Genomic DNA, 15,665 nt, shown 5'->3' on the forward strand with positions numbered 1-15,665 from the left:
TGTTCGCGCAGGAGCGAAGCGAGTTCCTCACCCGCGACCACACCCGCCGGAGCCACCACCAAAACGGCGCCCCACGGCAACCCCATCAACAACTCCATCACCGACGCGTCAAAACTCGGAGACGCCACCACAAGCACCCGCTGCCCCGGCACCACCCCGAACCGATCCGCCATCACCGACGCGAAACTCATCAACTGCGCCGACGGCACCACCACACCCTTCGGCACACCCGTCGAACCCGACGTATAAATCACATACGCCGGATGCTCCGGCCGCACCACCACACCCCGCACCACACCAGACCCCATACCCGCAAGACCCGCCACGGTCTCCGGATCATCCAGAACCACCACCGGCAGACCAGCAGGCACCACCCCCCGCGTCCCCGACAGCACAACACCCACCACCGGCCGCGTATCAGCCACCATGAACGCCACCCGGTCCAACGGCAACGACGGATCAACCGGCACAAACGCACCACCCGCCTTACTCACCGCCAACACCGCCACAACCATCTCCACCGACCGCGGCAACACCAGAGCCACCACCGACTCAGGCCCCACACCACGCCCCACCAACAAACCCGCCAACCGGCCCGCCGCCGCGTCCAACTCCCCGTACGACAACCGCTGATCACCACACACCACAGCAAGCGCGTCCGGATCAACCGCCACCCGCCGCTCCACCATCCCCGCCAACGACACCCACGGCACCGCCGCACCACCATCACCCACCCCGTCGAGCAACACACGCCGCTCATCCCGGGACAGCACATCAACCGACCCGATCCGACGGTCCGGAGCCGCGACGAACGCCTCCAGCAACCGCCCCCAACGGGCGACGAGAGTCTCGACCGTGCCACGGTCGAACAGATCCGTGGCGAACTCGACAACCACGTCCAGACCAGCCGGGGAACCATCCCCGTCACGGGTCTCCGAAAGACTCAACGCCATGTCGAAGCGGGAGCCACCGCTGCCCATCGGGCGGTACCGGGTCCGCAGGCCGTCGAACGCCGCCAGTTCGCCCGTGGCGCTCTGGAGCACCAGCATGATCTGGAAGAGGGGGTGGTACGCGAGGGACCGGAGCGGGTTGAGGACCTCGACCACGTTCTCCAGCGGCACGTCCTGGTGGGCGTACGCGGCCAGGTCGGCTTCCCGCACCCTCTCCAGCAGATCACGGAACGTCGGGTCGCCGGAGGTGTCGGTGCGGAGCACGAGGGTGTTCACGAAGAACCCGACCAGCTCATCCAACGCCTCATCCGTACGCCCCGCCACCGGCGTACCCAACGCGATATCCGTCCCCGCACCCAGACGCGTGAACAACGCCGCCAACGACGCCTGCAACACCATGAACACACTGACACCACACCGGCGGGCCAGGTCGGCGACGCCCTGGTGGACGGCTGCGCCAAAGCGAGTCTCCAGGCCCTCCCCCCGGTAGGAGCTCACCTCGGGGCGGGGGCGGTCGGTGGGGAGGGAGTGCTGCTCGGGCAGTCCGGCCAGCGCCTCCTTCCAGAAGGCGAGCTGGGTGCTGAGCAGGCTGTCCGGGTCGTCCTGCGACCCCAGCAACTCCCGCTGCCACAACGTGTAATCCGCGTACTGCACCGCCAACGGCTCCCACACCGGAACCTCACCCCGGCACCGCGCACCGTACGCCTGCGCCACATCCCGCGTCAGCGGCCCCAACGACCACCCGTCGCCGGCGACGTGATGCAGCACCAGCGCCAGCACATGCTCCCGCGGACCCACCGAGAACACCTCCGCCCGCAGCGCAAGCTCACGCTCCAGGTCGAAGCCGTGCCGGGCGGAGGCCGCCAGTGCGGAGTCCTCTTCCTCCGGTGTCACGTCCGTGAGCGAGAAGGCGAAACGGTCCCCGGCCTCGGCGGGGCCGAGGATCAGCTGACATGGCACCCCGTCGATCTCGGGGAACACCGTGCGCAGGCTCTCGTGCCGGGCCATCACGTCACCGAGGGCCGTCCGCAGCGCCTCGACGTCGAGCGCCCCGGAGAGCCGGACGGTGGTGACCATGTTGTAGGTGGCGCTGATGCCCTCCAGGCGGTGCAGGAACCACAGGCGGCGCTGGGCGAACGACAGCGGCAGCACCTCGGGACGTGTCCCGCGTACCACGGGCGGACGGACCTGCGTCTCGGTGTCCAGCCGCCGGGCCAGCCCTTCCACGGTCGGGGCCTCGAACAGCGCCCGGATCGAGACCTCCGCACCCAGCACGGCCCGGATCCGGCTGATCAGCCGCGTCGCCAGCAGGGAGTGCCCGCCCAGGTCGAAGAAGTTGTCGTCCACACCGACCGAGGGCACGCCGAGCACCTCGGCGAACAGCTCGCTCAGGATGTCCTCGCGCGGGCTGCGCGCCCGGCGGCGGTCGGCTGTGGTGAAACGCGGCTCGGGCAGCGCCCGCCGGTCCACCTTCCCGTTCGAGGTCAGCGGGAAGGCGTCGAGGAGGACGACGGCCGCCGGGACCATGTACTCCGGCAGCCGCTCCCCGACGAACCCGCGCAGCTCCCGGGGGTCGGCCTCAGCTTCCTCCCCGGGGATCACATAGGCGACCAGCCGTACCTCCCCCGGCGTGTCCTCCCGCGCCAGGACGACGGCGCCCCGGACACCGGCGTGCCGAGCCAGCACCGCCTCGATCTCACCCAGTTCGATGCGAAAGCCACGGATCTTGACCTGGTCGTCCGCACGCCCCAGGTACTCCAGCCCGCCGTCCGCCCGCCGTCGCACGACGTCACCGGTGCGGTACATCCGCGTACCCGCCGGCCCGTACGGGTCGGCCACGAACCGCTCCGCCGTCAGGCCCCGCAGGTCGGCGTAGCCGCGCGCCACACCGTCGCCCGACACGTACAGCTCACCCGTCCCGCCCACCGGCACCGGACGCAGCGCGCCGTCCAGTACGTACAGGGACAGGTCGGGCAGCGCGAAGCCGATGGGGCTCCGGGAGGGCTCCGGGCCGGTGGCGTCCGCGACGACGAGCGGCAGCTGGGTGACATGCACGGTCGTCTCGGTGATGCCGTACATGTTCACCAGCGTGGGCACGGTGTCGCCACGCCGGGCGAACCACCCGGCGAGCCGGGCGGGTTCCAGCGCTTCGCCGCCGAACACGACCCAGCGCAGCGCGAGCCGGCGCTCCGCCTCGGGGTCCCGGCCGCCCGCCTCGACGAGCTGGTAGAAGGCCGACGGGGTCTGGTTGAGCACCGTGACCCGCTGGTCGGCGAGGAGCCGCAGGAAGTCGTCGGGCGACCGGCTCACGTCGAAGGGCACGACGACCACACGTCCGCCGTGCAGCAGCGCGCCCCACATCTCCCAGACGGAGAAGTCGAAAGCGTAGGAGTGGAACAGCGTCCAGACGTCGTCGGGGCCGAAGGCGAACTGCCGCGCGGTGCCGGTGAAGAGGCGCCGCACGTTGTGGTGGGAGACCACGACGCCCTTGGGTGTTCCGGTGGACCCCGAGGTGTAGATGACATACGCCGGGTGCTCCGGCCGCAGCACCCCGCGCCGCTCCTCGTCGCGGATGGGGGCGGGGTCGAAGGCCGCCGCCCGCTCCGCGGTCCCGGGATCGTCCAGGACGAGCACCGGCAGCGAGGCGGGAAGGATCTCCCGCGTGGCGGACAGGGCGAGCCCCACGACGGGCCGGGTGCCGGCGGCCATGAAGGCGATCCGGTCCACGGGCAGGGACGGGTCGATCGGCAGGTACGCGCCGCCGGCCTTGCTCACGGCGAGCACCGCGACGACGGTCTCCACAGACCGGGGCAGCGCCAGCGCCACCACCGTTTCCGGGCCCACGCCCGCCTCGATCAGGAGCCGGGCCAGCCGGTTGGTCCGGGCGTCGAGTTCGGCGTACGTCAGCGTGGTGCCGCCGCAGACCACGGCCGTGGCCGAGGGGTCCCGGGGTGCGGCGGCGTAGGTCTGCGGGAGGGTGCCCGGGGGGGCCGCGCGGTGCCCCGGGGCCGCCGAGGGCAGCACCCGGCCGAGCTCGTCGGCGGACATCACGTCCAGGCGGCCCGTCGGCCGGTCGGGGTGGTCCGCGAGGGTGCGCAGGGTGGTGATGAGCCGGGACCCGTGCGCCTGGAGGTCGTCGGCGGTGTACAGCCGGGGGTTGCCGTTGACATCGATCCGCAGGCCCTCGGCGTCGGGGCGGTCGTAGGCGACGATCGACAGGTCCTCGAGCAGCGGGGCCGCGGGATTGTGCATCGTGCTGGCGCACTCGCCGAACCGCAGCGTCTCGAAGCGCATGACGTTCAGGACGGGGCCGAAGAATCGCCTCGGGGCGCCCGGCAGCTGAAGGTCACGCCGGATGTCCTCGCCGCGGCGCCGCTGGTGGCGCAGCGCCGATCTCAGCTCGCCGGAGACCTGGGCGACCAGTTCGGCGGCGGTCATGGCCGGGTGCACGGTGACGCGCAGGGGCACGACGTTGGCCGTCATGGCGGGGGTGCGCCGGGCCTCCGGGTCGAGACGGGTGGCGACCGGCAGGCCGAGGACGACGTCCCGGCTGCCCGTGAGGCGGCTCAGGTAGAGGGCGGTGGAGGCGATCAGCAGGCGTGACGGGCGGGTGCCGAACGCACCGGCGGCCTCCGTCAGCGACAGGGTGGCGGCCGCGGTCATCTCGTGGCGGTAGCGGACGAAGCGGTTCTGCGGCTCGGCGGACGCGCGGGTGAGGCTGATCTGCTCGGGCCGGTCGGCGAAGCGCTCGCTCCAGAACTCCTGGTCCGCCTGGTGCTGCGGGGAGGTGAGGTAGGACCGCTCCTCGGCGAGGAGCGCGGCCATGGAACCGAACGGGTTGTCCGGGGAGACCTCGGCGCCTGCCCGCAGGGCGCTGTAGAGGTCGGCCACCCGGCGGTTGATCAGGGCGGACCCGTAGGCGTCCAGCACGATGTGGTGGTAGCTCTGGTACCAGAAGAACCGGTCGGGCGCCGCACGGAAGAGCACCTGGCGGAAGGGATGCCCGTCGCGCAGGTCCGGTGCGGCCGCCAGGTCGTCGCGCACCCAGGCGTCGACGGTCCGCAGGGGATCGGGCTCGTCGCTCACGTCGACGACGGGCAGGGTCCAGTCGGTGGGCGGAACGGATATCTGACGCGGTCCGTCGGGGCCGTCCACGAAACGCGCGTGCAGTGTCTCGCTCTCGGCGACCACGCGGGCCACGACCGCCTGGAACAAGGGGACGTCGATCGGGCCGTGCAACTCGAGGTAGTTGCCCCACAGGTAGGCAGGGCTCGATGGATCGAGGGACTGCCCCATCCAGATACCAGTCTGCGCTGCGAGCAGCGAGTGCGAGGTGCTCTGCGATTCGGACATCCTGATTCTCGTTCCCCTAGACGATCGGCCCCTCCGCGTCGCCGCGCGAGGGCATGCGTACGAAGCGGCGCCAGCGCGGTGGGGCGCCGGCACCGTCACGGCCCCGACAAGGACCTCGGGCCTCGGATCAGTCAAGCGCCGTGGTCAGCGGCTCGTGCAGCTTGGTGTCGGCCGGCTCGGTGGAGTCGAGCCCGGGGTAGACCGGGCACCCGTACGACGGCTCGTACGGGGAGAAGGTGCTGTTGTCGGGCAGTTCGCGCAGGTGACGGCCGAGCGGGTTCTTCTCGCTCCAGAAGTCTCCGCCCAGGAGCCGGGCGACCCACATGGGGGCCACGCGGGCACCCGTGCTCTTGAGGAACTTGCCCAGGTTGTAGTCATGGTCGTAGAAGCCGTGGATCAGCCGGGTGTAGGTGTCGTAGCCCGTCTTGTAGAAGCGCTGGTACTCGTCGACGGTGGCCTCCTCCTCCCGCTCGCCGCTCAGCAGCCCGACGGTCAGCTCACCGGCGTGGGTGCCGGAGACGAGCGCGAGGTACACGCCGGCGGAGAAGATCGGGTTGGCGAAGGCGCCCGCGTCGCCGACGACGAAGAAGCCGGGGCCCGCGACCTGGTCGGAGTAGTACGTGAACTCGCTCTCGACGAGGGTCTCGTTGTGCTCGGCACCCTCGATGCGCTGCCGGATGCGGGGGACGCGGCTGACGTGCTCCTCGAACAGGGCGTCGGGCGACTCGGCGCTCTGCAGCATGCTGGCGGGGATCACGGTGCCGACGCTGAGCTTGTCCTTGCGCACGGGTATCGCCCACAGCCAGCCGTCCGCGTGGGCGCCGACCTGGATGTCGCCCTCGACACCGGGGTTGGTCGCCTCGTCGACACCGATGTAGTGACGGAAGACGGCGACCGTCCGGGTGGTCTGGGGGTACTTGCGGCTGCGCAGCACGTTCTTGGTGATGAGGCCGGCGCGGCCGCTGGCGTCGATGACCCGACGCGCCCGGACGCTGCGCTCGGTGCCCTGGGCGGTGTAGGTGACGCCGACGACCCGGTCACCCTCCATGTCGACCTTGGTGACCCGCGCCTCCTGGACGACCGTGGCCCCGCACTCGGCGGCATGGTCCAGCATGATCACGTCGAAGTCGGCGCGCTCCAGCTGGAAGGTGGTCAGGGCGCGGCCCGCGCCCTGGTCGGTGAAGTCGACCCGGTGGAAACCCTCGCCGGTGTGACAGAACTCCGCACCCGTCTTGACCGGGAAGCCCTCGGCCTTCACCTTCTCGGTCACGCCCAGCTTGTCCAGCATCGCGGACGTGTAGGTGAGCATGGACTCACCGATGTGGAACCGAGGGAACGCCGCACGCTCCAGGACGAGGACGGAGAGTCCTTTGCGGGCCATCGTCACCGCGGCGGACGACCCCGCGGGGCCACCGCCCACGACGACGACATCGAAAGTGTTCGCATTCGGATTCGCCACTGACACTCCTTTGCTTCCTGGCTCGCGCCGCGAAGGACGAGCCAAGGGGACGAGGGAGAGAGGGCGTCACCGAGGGCGCCCGGCCGAACCGTGTCTCCCCCGTCACGCCCGGCATCTTCCGCACTCTTGTGCGACAGGGTCATCTTGGCATATCCACTGGTTCCCGAGTAGGCGATCAAGGGACCTGACACAACGTCAACTGACTTTCGACAGGCCCCAGTCCGCGACGTGACGCCGGAGATCAGCCGACGACGTCACCGGGTCCGGCCCCTGCGTCAGGAGACAGCAGGAGCACCCTCCCGTCCTTGTCGTACGACCCCAGGAGCAGGAATTCGCTGGCGAATCCGGCGATGCGCTTTCTGCCGAGATTGACGGCGCCCACCACCAGACGGTCCTTCAGCTCGTCGGCCGGATAGTTGGTCACCTGCGCGCTGGTCGACAGCTCCCCCACCGACGGGCCGAAGTCCACGCGGAGTTTCCAGGCGGGCCTGCGCGCCTCCGGGAAGGGTTCTACCGACACGACCCGGCCGACCCGGATGTCGGTCGAGAAGAAGTGAGCCGGATCGCTCTGGGGCTTGGGTTCCTGGCTGCTGGTCATGTTCCAGGGGCTCCGATTTCTAGTAGGACATCCGGACCGGCATGATGACGCACTGGTAGTCCGCCACGTCCTCGCCGTCGGCGGTCCGCCCGGTCAGCACGGCTGACTTCAGCGGGGCCTGGCAGTTGAGCACGGCCACCTCGGTCTCGACGGCACTGAGCGCGTCGAGGAGGAACTGCGGGTTGAAGGCGATGGCGATGTCCTCGCCGTCGATGTGCGCGTCCATCGACGCCATGGCCTGGGCCTCGTCGCCGGTCGCCGCCTCCAGGATCACCTCACCGCCCTGGAAGCTCAGCCTCACCGGGGAGTTCCGGTTGGCCACCAGCGACACCCTCTTGATGGCTTCCATGAACGGCGCGGTGCGCACGGCGGCGCGAGTGGCGAACTCGCGGGGCAGCCGCTGCCGGTAGTTGATGAACTCGGCACCGATGAGGCGCGAGGTGGCCCACCGGCCCTGGAACTCGAACCCGATGGTCTCGGCCCCGCCGGACTCGCCGTTCCCGCCGAAGCTGAGCGAGACGGCGGCACCGGACGGCATGGACTTGGCGGTCTGCGCGATCGCCTTGGCCGGTACGACGGCGCTGAGCGACACGTCGGGATCGACGGGGTTCCACTTCAGCTCCCGCATGGCGATGCGGTAGCGGTCGGTGCAGGCCAGGGTGAGCACATCGCCCTTGGCCTCCAGGTGGAGGCCGGTGAGGATGGGAACCGATTCGTCGCGCGAGGCCGCGAGGGCGACGTGCGCCACCGCGGCACTGAAGGCGTCACCGGCGACCGTACCCGCCAGGCCCGGTACGACCGGCAGGGCGGGGTAGTCCTCGACCGGCAGCGTCTGGAGTGTGAAGCGGGTGCCGCTCCCCTCCAACGTGACCCTGGTCGCGTCGCCCACCAGCTCGATGACACCCGGCGGCATGCTGCGCATGATCTCGGCCAGCAGACGGCCGGATACCAGCGCGCTGCCGGGCTCGATGACCTCGACGTCGACTTCGGCGCGGGTGGAGACCTCGTAGTCGTAACCGGAGAGCGTCAGCCTCTCGTCGGCCTTCAGCAGAATGCCGGCGAGGATCGGCACTGTCGGCCTGGAGGCCAGACTGCGTGCCGCCCACGCCGTCGCCTCCACGATCTCGTCGCGCTCCACTCGGAATTTCATGGTGCCCCTACCTCTGGGTCGTTCACGTTCTCTGTCAGGGGACCGAGTCAAGCATGACCGGCCCCAAGGCGCTCAAGCTACGGAGTGGGAGGGGCGTCATCGTCACGCGCCGGCCGCCGGGTCCAGGCGTCGGAATCATCCCCCGACGGCAACGGGCCGACGACTCGGGCGGGGTTCCCGCGCACAAGGACACCGTGCGGCACGTCCCGGGTGACCACGCTGCCGGCTCCCACCACCGCGTCGTCACCGATGGTCACGCCGGGGCAGACGATGACACCGCCGCCGATCCAGACGTTACCGCCGATGACGATCTCCTCGCCGAACTCGTATCCCTGCCGGCGCAGTCCGGGTTCGAGCGGGTGGGTCGCGGTGAGCAGCTGGACGTTCGGGCCGATCAGCGTCCGGGCGCCTATCCGGATGGGGGCCGTGTCCAGGAACACACCGCCGAAGTTCACGAACACGTTGTCGGAGAGGGAGATGTTGCGGCCGTACAGGCAGTGGAACGGAGAACGCACCTCGATGTCATCGCCCACGGAGCCGAGGAGTTCCTCGAGAATCTTCCGGCGTCCGTCCGCGTCACCGACACTGGTCGCGTTGTACCGCTCGACGAGAAGCGCCGCGCCAAGGCGGTCGTCCGCCAGCTGTTCGTCGCCATATACGAAGAGTTCACCCGCGGTCATCTTTTCCCGGTACGTCGTCACCGGCGAACTCCCCCTGCTGGACCGCCCTGTCTCGCCCACGAGCCTACCTCCTGCGCCGGTCCCGCTTCACGGTCGTGGGAGACTCGGACATTAACTGATGGGGGATCAATGTCGCGTACAGACAGCATAGTTACGGATCATCGGACTCCGTTTACCGGTGATCGGGTTCCGCTTGTCGCGGTTCTCGGAGCGGGCCACATCGGCGGCACCGTGGTGGCCCGGCTTCTCGCCGGCGGACATCCCCCGTCCCGCCTCCGAGCCACGACCCGGTCCCGCGCTCACGCGGCGGAGATCGCCGCCGCATACGGGATCGCGACCGGCGAGGACAACGCCGAGGCGGCCTCGGGGGCGGACATCCTGGTCCTCGCCGTACGCCCGGACCAGGCCGACGCCGTCCTGGCCGAGGCGCTGCGGGTGGCGGAGCCGGCCCGGTACGTCGTCTCCTTCGTGGCGGGCTACTCAGTGGCACGACTGACGTCGGCCGCGGGTCCCACGCCGGTGCACGCGTTCCGTGTGGCCACCAACGTCGCGGCGCTGGAGAAGTCCGGGGTGCTGGCGGTCTCCACGGCGCCGTCCAGCCCCGCCGGGTCCCTGGAACGCGTCACGGCCGCCCTGCGCCCCCTCGGCACCTTCGTGCCCCTTCCGGAGTCCCATCAGGACACGGCCGCGTCGACCCTCGGCAGCGGGGCGGCGTTCCTCGCCCTCGCGGCCGCCGGCGTCCGCGAGGCGGCGAGCGCCGGGGGCGTCGCACCGGAGCACGCCCTGCTCTTCACGGTGGAGGCCCTCGAATGCGCCGCCGCCCTGCTCCGGCAGGCGGGCCCCGCGTCGGCCGAACCCTGGGCGTCCCTGGTCACCCCCGGCGGGATCACGGCCGCGGGCATCGACTCGCTGCTGAGTCACGGCGTGTCGGACCACATGGCCGAGGCGGTGCGGGCGGCCGTGGACCGCGCCCGGGTCGTCACGCCGACGCCGACCGAAGCTACTTGACCCCCATCAACTCCCCCTGGAGGATGAGCTTCTCGCGCTAATGATCAACTCCAGCGGGAACCGCCCCGCCGGACCGGGCCCGGAGCGGCCCCTCGCCGGCTCAGGCTCGGCCCGACCTCCGCGCACCTCTCCAAGACCCAGTGAACTCATCCCATCGGATCCGAAGGTGGCACGCCGTGTATGACGTGATAGTGGTGGGCGCCCGATGCGCCGGCGCCTCGACGGCCCTTCTCCTCGCACGGGCGGGCCACCGTGTACTGATGGTCGACCGGGCCACGTTCCCCCGGGACACGCTGTCCACCCTCTACATCCATCAGCCAGGGGTCGCCCGGCTCGCCCAGTGGGGCGTGCTGGACGACATCGTCGCGACGGGAGCCCCCGCGCTGGACCGGGTCACCTACCGGGTCGCCGACGTCGAACTCTCCGGCTGCTCCTGGCCGGTGGCAGGGCAGCGCGCCGCCTACGCCCCGCGGCGCCACCACCTCGACACGATCCTCGCCCGTGCCGCCGTCGCGGCGGGCGCGGAGTTCCGTGAGGGCTGCACAGTCGAGGACGTGCTCTTCGAGGACGACCGCGTGGTGGGCGTGCGCTGCCGCACCTCCGGCGGCGCGGTGGTGGAGGAGCGCGCCGCGCTGGTGGTCGGCGCGGACGGCATGCGCTCCCGGGTGGCCGAGGCGGTCAAGGCGCCCCTCGTCGCCGAGGACCCGCTCATGACCTGCGCGTACTACACCTACTGGGAAGGCGTGTCCGACCACTTCGAGCTGCACGAGACGCCCGGCCGCTGGATCGGCGTGATCCCGACGAACGACGGACTGACCCTGGTCGCCTCGTACTTCCCGCAAGCCGAGTTCAACCGGGTCCGGGCGGATGTCGGGACGGCCTACCTGGACGCCGTACGGACCACGGCGCCCACGCTGTACGACCGGATGGCGGGCCGGGAGCAGGCCGACAAGTTCTACGGCAGCGGAGACCAGCGGAACTTCTTCCGCAGGGCAGCGGGCCCCGGCTGGGCCCTGGTGGGGGACGCCGCCCACCACAAGGACTCCATCACCGCGAAGGGCATCACCGACGCCTTCCTCCAGGCCGAGGCGCTCGCCGGGGCGGTAGGGGAGGACCTGCGCGAACCGGCGCGGCTGGAAGAGGCCCTGCGGACGTACGCGGAAGGCCACGAGGACCTGCTCGTCGACGGTTACCAGAGCACACTGTTCACCGCGGCGCTGACCGTGCGCAAGGACCGGCTGGCCATGCTCCGGGCGGTGGCGAGCAAGCCGGAGTTCACCGAGCGCTACTTCGCCGCCGTGGCCGGGGACTGCGCGACGGAGGATCTGTACACGCCCGATCTGCTGGACCTCCTCTACTGATCGCCGGCGCCAGCCGTATCCGCCTCGAACCCACCGATTCCCGGAGTCCCGTCATGATCGTTCCGACCGGCCCCGCCAGCCGCTGGATCCGACGCCACCTACCGGCCGGCGATCCTCGGATCAGGCTCTTATGCTTCCCGCACGCCGGCGGCACCGCGAGCTTCTTCCGCACCTGGCCGAAACAGGTGCCCTCCGACGTGGAGGTGCTGTCGCTGCGCTACCCGGGCCGCGAGGACCGCCTGGCCGACCCCTTCATCACGACGATGGAGCCGCTCGCGGACGCGATAGCCGAGGCGGTGACACCGCTGCTGGACCGGCCGCTGGCCTTCTTCGGGCACAGCATGGGCGCCTCGATCGCCCACGAGACGGCCGTCCGCCTGGAAGCGCGGCACGGCTTCACACTCCACCGGCTCATGGTCTCCGCGCGCCCCGCCCCCCAGCTGCTGCCCGCGTACCACTTCGACCTGGACGACGACGAGGCGCTGATCGCCGACGTACGGCGGCTGGACAGCAACAGCGGCGCCGTTCTGGACGACCTGGCCCTGCGCGAGCTGGTCCTTCCAGCGATCCGCGCGGACTACGGCCTGGTGCGCGACTACCAGCCACGGGAGGTGCGGACCGTCAAGAGCCCGATCGCCGCGTACGGCGCTGACGCCGACCCCGAGGTCTCCACGGCGGACGTGGAGGGCTGGAGCGCGGTGAGCGCCGCCGGTTTCCGCCTCCGGATCTTCGAAGGCGACCACTTCTACGTGGTGCCACGCGAGAAGGATCTCGTCGCGGACATCACCGAGCAACTGCGCCAGGACTGAACCGACCCACCCCCCTAGCTCGGTCCTCTTCACACCATCCACGTCAGCCACCACGGGTGAGGTCATCCTTATGCGGAACGAATACATCGAGGCCTCGGGGCGCGTCGCCCACCAGCACGGCGAGCCGTCCGACCTCCGGTACATCGGACGGGACGCCTTTCGGCGCACGCTCTTCGACATGGCCACGATCCGCGCCTTCGAGCAGCGGCTGCTCCAGTGCGCGGACCGGGGCGAGGTCTCGGGTCCCCTGCACACCTCCATCGGCCAGGAAGGAGTGGCCGTGGCGGTCTGCAGACACCTGCGGGACGGCGACCAGGTGGTCGGTACCCACCGTTCCCACCACCACTTCCTGGCCCAGGGACTGGCCCGTACGGTCGCGGACGCCTGGAATCCCCTCACTGACGCCCCGCCCGCGGCCGCGGCCGCGCTGCTGACCTCGGCGTTCGCCGAGATTCTGGGCCGCCCGACCGGGGTGAACCACGGCGTGGGCGGTTCCATGCACCTTCGCCACGAGAAGGTCGGCTTCATGGGGTCGAGCGCCATCGTCGGCGGCGGGATACCCCTCGCCGCCGGTCTGGCGTACGCGAACCGACTCCGGGAAACCGGCGCCTGCGCGGTGTGCTTCATCGGCGACGGCGCGGTCAACCAGGGCACGTTCCACGAGACGGCCAACCTCGCGGGTGTCCTGGGCCTGCCCCTCCTCATCATCGTGGAGAACAACGGCTACGCCGAGGCGACCCGGCCCGAGGAGGCGTCGGCCGTCCTGCCGCTGGCCTCCCAGGGCCTCGCCCACGGGCTGCGGGCCGCAGCCGTCGAGGGCGGTGACCACGCCGGGCTGCACCGGACGGCCGAGGACCTCCTCTCCTCGATGCGGCGCGGAGCGGGGCCCGCGATCATCGAGGTGGAGACGTACCGGCACTTCGACCACACCGGCCCCGAGCGGGGCAGCGCCGTCGGGTACCGCAGCGCGGCCGAGGAGGACGCCTGGCTGGAACGCGACCCCATGGCCTCGCTGCCGAGGACACTGACGGCCCACGGACTGCTGACGGCCGACGAGGACGAGGCGATCCGCGCGGCCGCGACGGCGTTCGTCGAGCGGGCCTTCGACGCCACGCCGGCGCCGAGCACGGTCCCGCCGGTCCTGGACGTCCGCACTCTGCTGCGCGGCCCCGCGCGGGAGGCTCGAGAGGAGCGCGAGGAGCGGGCGAGCACGGAGGAGCAGGCACCGCGCACCAAGTGGACCTTCAAGAACGCCATCGCGGAGGGCATAGCCGGCGCCCTGCGGGACTCGCCCGACGTGGTCTTCCTCGGTGAGGAGGTCGCCAACCCCGGCGGTCTGCTCTGGCAGGCCGGCCGTCTCGACCGGAGCCTGGTCGGCTCGCGCATCGTCAACATGCCCATCTCCGAAGCCGGTTTCGTGGGCATGTCCTGCGGGGCCGCCATGGCGGGCGTGCGCCCCGTCGTGGAGCTGATGTACGGCAGCTTCGCCCTGATCGCCGCCGACCAGTTGTTCAACCACATCGGCGTGATCCGCGCGCTGTACGGCAACACGGCAAAGGCGCCGGTGATCGTGCGGGCCAAGGTGCCGATCGGACGCGGCTACGGACCGCAGCACGGACTGAATCCGGCCGGCCTGTTCACTTCCTTCCCTGGCTGGCGCGTGTACGCCCCGACCGACCCCCAGGAGTATCTGGGAACGCTGAACTCCGCGCTGCGGTGCGACGACCCGGTCCTGCTGATCGAGTTCGCCTCGCTGTACGACGAGGTCTTCGAGCTCTCCGAGGACGATTTCACCCGCCGCCTGCCCCTGGAGGGCGCACGGGTCGTCAGCGAGGGCACCGACGTCAGCGTCTTCTCGTACGGCATCGGGGTGAACTGGGCGCGTGCGGCCGCCGACGAGCTGGCGGCGGCGGGCCGCTCGGCCGAGGTCGTGGACCTGCGGGCGCTCGACTCCCTCTCGACGGACTGGGCCACCCTGGAGTCATCCCTGGCCCGCACCGGACACGGTCTGTTCGTCGACCCCGCGGCACGTGGCCAGTCGATCGCGCCGCGGCTCATCGCCGACCTCGTGAGCCGGCAGGCCGGGGTCCACCGCCTGTCGTACCTCGCCTGCGCCGACGTACAGCCGGTGGCACCCGTGCTGGAGCAGCAGGCGGTCATCGGCACCGCCGACATCGTCACCGCGGTCCACGAACTGCTGAAGGCCCACTGACCCGGGAGGTCGCAATGCGCTGGAACCATCTCTATCTGGCGGGCACCGGGACACACTTCCCCGAGCACGTGGAACGTGCGGAGGAGGCGATCGCGGCGGGTCGCTACTCCGCCGAGGAACACGCGTCCAACGGCATCCGCTCGGTGCGGACCGCCGGAGAGGACGAGGCGCCGGCCGTCCTGGCGGCGCGGGCGGGCCAACGGGCGTTGGAGCGCTCGGGGCACCCCGCAGAGGACTTCGCGTGGGTGGTGCACGGGTGCATGGGCTACCAGGGGCGGGACTTCTGGACCCCGGCCCACTACGTGCAGCGGGAGACGGTCGGCGGGCACGGTCCGGCGGTCGAAGTCCGGCAGGGCTCCAACGGCGGCCTCGCCGCGCTGGAGCTGGCCGCCGCGCAGCTGACCGCCCGGCCCGACGCGACCGCCGCGCTGATCACCACGGGCGACGCCTTCCGGCTGCCCTACGTGGACCGCTGGCGCACCGAAAACCAGCAGGTGTACGGCGACGCCGGCACCGCAGTGGTGCTGTCCCGCCGGGAGGGTGTCGCGCGCCTGCGGTCGACGGCCTCCCGTTCCGTGCCCGCGCTGGAGCCGGTGTACCGGGGCACGGGCGGCTGGTCCGCCGGCCCCGACCCGGCCGAGTGGCCCGTCGACCTGCGCACCCGCACCCGGGACTACCTGCTGGCCGACCCGTTCCGCTACGACGAGGTCATCGCCCGGACCGGTGAGAGCCTGGAGCTGGTCGTACGCCAGGCGCTCGCCGACGCCGACACCAAGCTGGAAGAGGTGGCGTTCGTGGTGCACCCGGCCATCGGGCGGACCATCGTGGAGTACTCCTACGTCGCCCAGCTGGGCATCGACCCGGAGCGCACCGTCTACGCCTGGGCGCAGGACTACGGGCATCTCGGCGCGGGCGACCAGTTCGCGGGCCTCGATCACCTGCTCGCCGGCGGGCGCGCCGGCCGGGGCGACCTGATCCTCACCATCGGGGTGGGCATCGGCTATCTGTGGACGGCGGCGGTTTTCGAGGTGCTCCGGGCGCCCGGCTGGTAGGCCGGGCGGCATGTCGATGCCTCGGGCCCCGAC

Annotated in this window: 10 protein-coding genes; 5 read left to right on the forward strand and 5 right to left on the reverse strand. The window is 71.0% G+C overall.

The features are described from left to right. The 5 genes from AMK10_RS36385 to AMK10_RS36405 all read right to left on the reverse strand — a co-directional run. Window positions 1-5,303, reverse strand: a 5,303-nt coding sequence (locus AMK10_RS36385; protein ID WP_073754008.1) for a non-ribosomal peptide synthetase, incomplete at its 3' end; no start/stop codon positions are given. 127 nt (window positions 5,304-5,430) lie between these two features. Further along, on the reverse strand, window positions 5,431-6,762 hold the full coding sequence (locus AMK10_RS36390; protein WP_073754010.1) for an NAD(P)/FAD-dependent oxidoreductase: 1,332 nt from the start codon (window positions 6,760-6,762) through the stop codon (window positions 5,431-5,433). Window positions 6,763-7,003: 241 nt separating this feature from the next. Next, complete coding sequence (locus AMK10_RS36395) at window positions 7,004-7,360, reverse strand: tRNA-binding protein (RefSeq protein ID WP_073754012.1); 357 nt, start codon at window positions 7,358-7,360, stop codon at window positions 7,004-7,006. 19 nt (window positions 7,361-7,379) lie between these two features. Continuing rightward, window positions 7,380-8,510: a DNA polymerase III subunit beta gene (gene dnaN / locus AMK10_RS36400; protein ID WP_073754014.1), complete on the reverse strand. Its 1,131-nt coding sequence runs from the start codon at window positions 8,508-8,510 to the stop codon at window positions 7,380-7,382. A gap of 77 nt (window positions 8,511-8,587) precedes the next feature. Further along, the gene (locus AMK10_RS36405; protein WP_079181033.1) at window positions 8,588-9,190 is read right to left on the reverse strand and encodes a sugar O-acetyltransferase; all 603 of its coding nucleotides are present in this window, start codon (window positions 9,188-9,190) and stop codon (window positions 8,588-8,590) included. 129 nt (window positions 9,191-9,319) lie between these two features. Here AMK10_RS36405 and AMK10_RS36410 point away from each other — a divergent pair, with 129 nt between their 5' ends. The 5 genes from AMK10_RS36410 (at window position 9,320) to AMK10_RS36430 (ending at window position 15,632) form a co-directional block, all read left to right on the forward strand. Beyond that, window positions 9,320-10,198 (forward strand): pyrroline-5-carboxylate reductase family protein, encoded by an 879-nt coding sequence (locus tag AMK10_RS36410; protein ID WP_073754018.1) that lies wholly within the window; start codon window positions 9,320-9,322, stop codon window positions 10,196-10,198. Window positions 10,199-10,374: 176 nt separating this feature from the next. Continuing rightward, window positions 10,375-11,559, forward strand: a complete 1,185-nt coding sequence (locus tag AMK10_RS36415; protein ID WP_073754020.1) for an NAD(P)/FAD-dependent oxidoreductase — start codon at window positions 10,375-10,377, stop codon at window positions 11,557-11,559. A 53-nt stretch (window positions 11,560-11,612) separates the two neighbouring features. After that, the gene (locus tag AMK10_RS36420; protein ID WP_073754022.1) at window positions 11,613-12,368 is read left to right on the forward strand and encodes a thioesterase II family protein; all 756 of its coding nucleotides are present in this window, start codon (window positions 11,613-11,615) and stop codon (window positions 12,366-12,368) included. 70 nt (window positions 12,369-12,438) lie between these two features. Beyond that, window positions 12,439-14,580 carry an alpha-ketoacid dehydrogenase subunit alpha/beta gene (locus AMK10_RS36425; protein ID WP_073754024.1) on the forward strand — a complete coding sequence of 714 codons (2,142 nt, stop codon included), beginning with the start codon at window positions 12,439-12,441 and terminating at the stop codon, window positions 14,578-14,580. Window positions 14,581-14,594: 14 nt separating this feature from the next. After that, on the forward strand, window positions 14,595-15,632 hold the full coding sequence (locus AMK10_RS36430) for a ketoacyl-ACP synthase III family protein (protein ID WP_073754026.1): 1,038 nt from the start codon (window positions 14,595-14,597) through the stop codon (window positions 15,630-15,632). Window positions 15,633-15,665: the final 33 nt, after the last annotated feature.

It is taken from the genome of Streptomyces sp. CB02058 (assembly GCF_001905505.1).
In the GTDB taxonomy this organism is placed as follows: Bacteria; Actinomycetota; Actinomycetes; order Streptomycetales; family Streptomycetaceae; genus Streptomyces.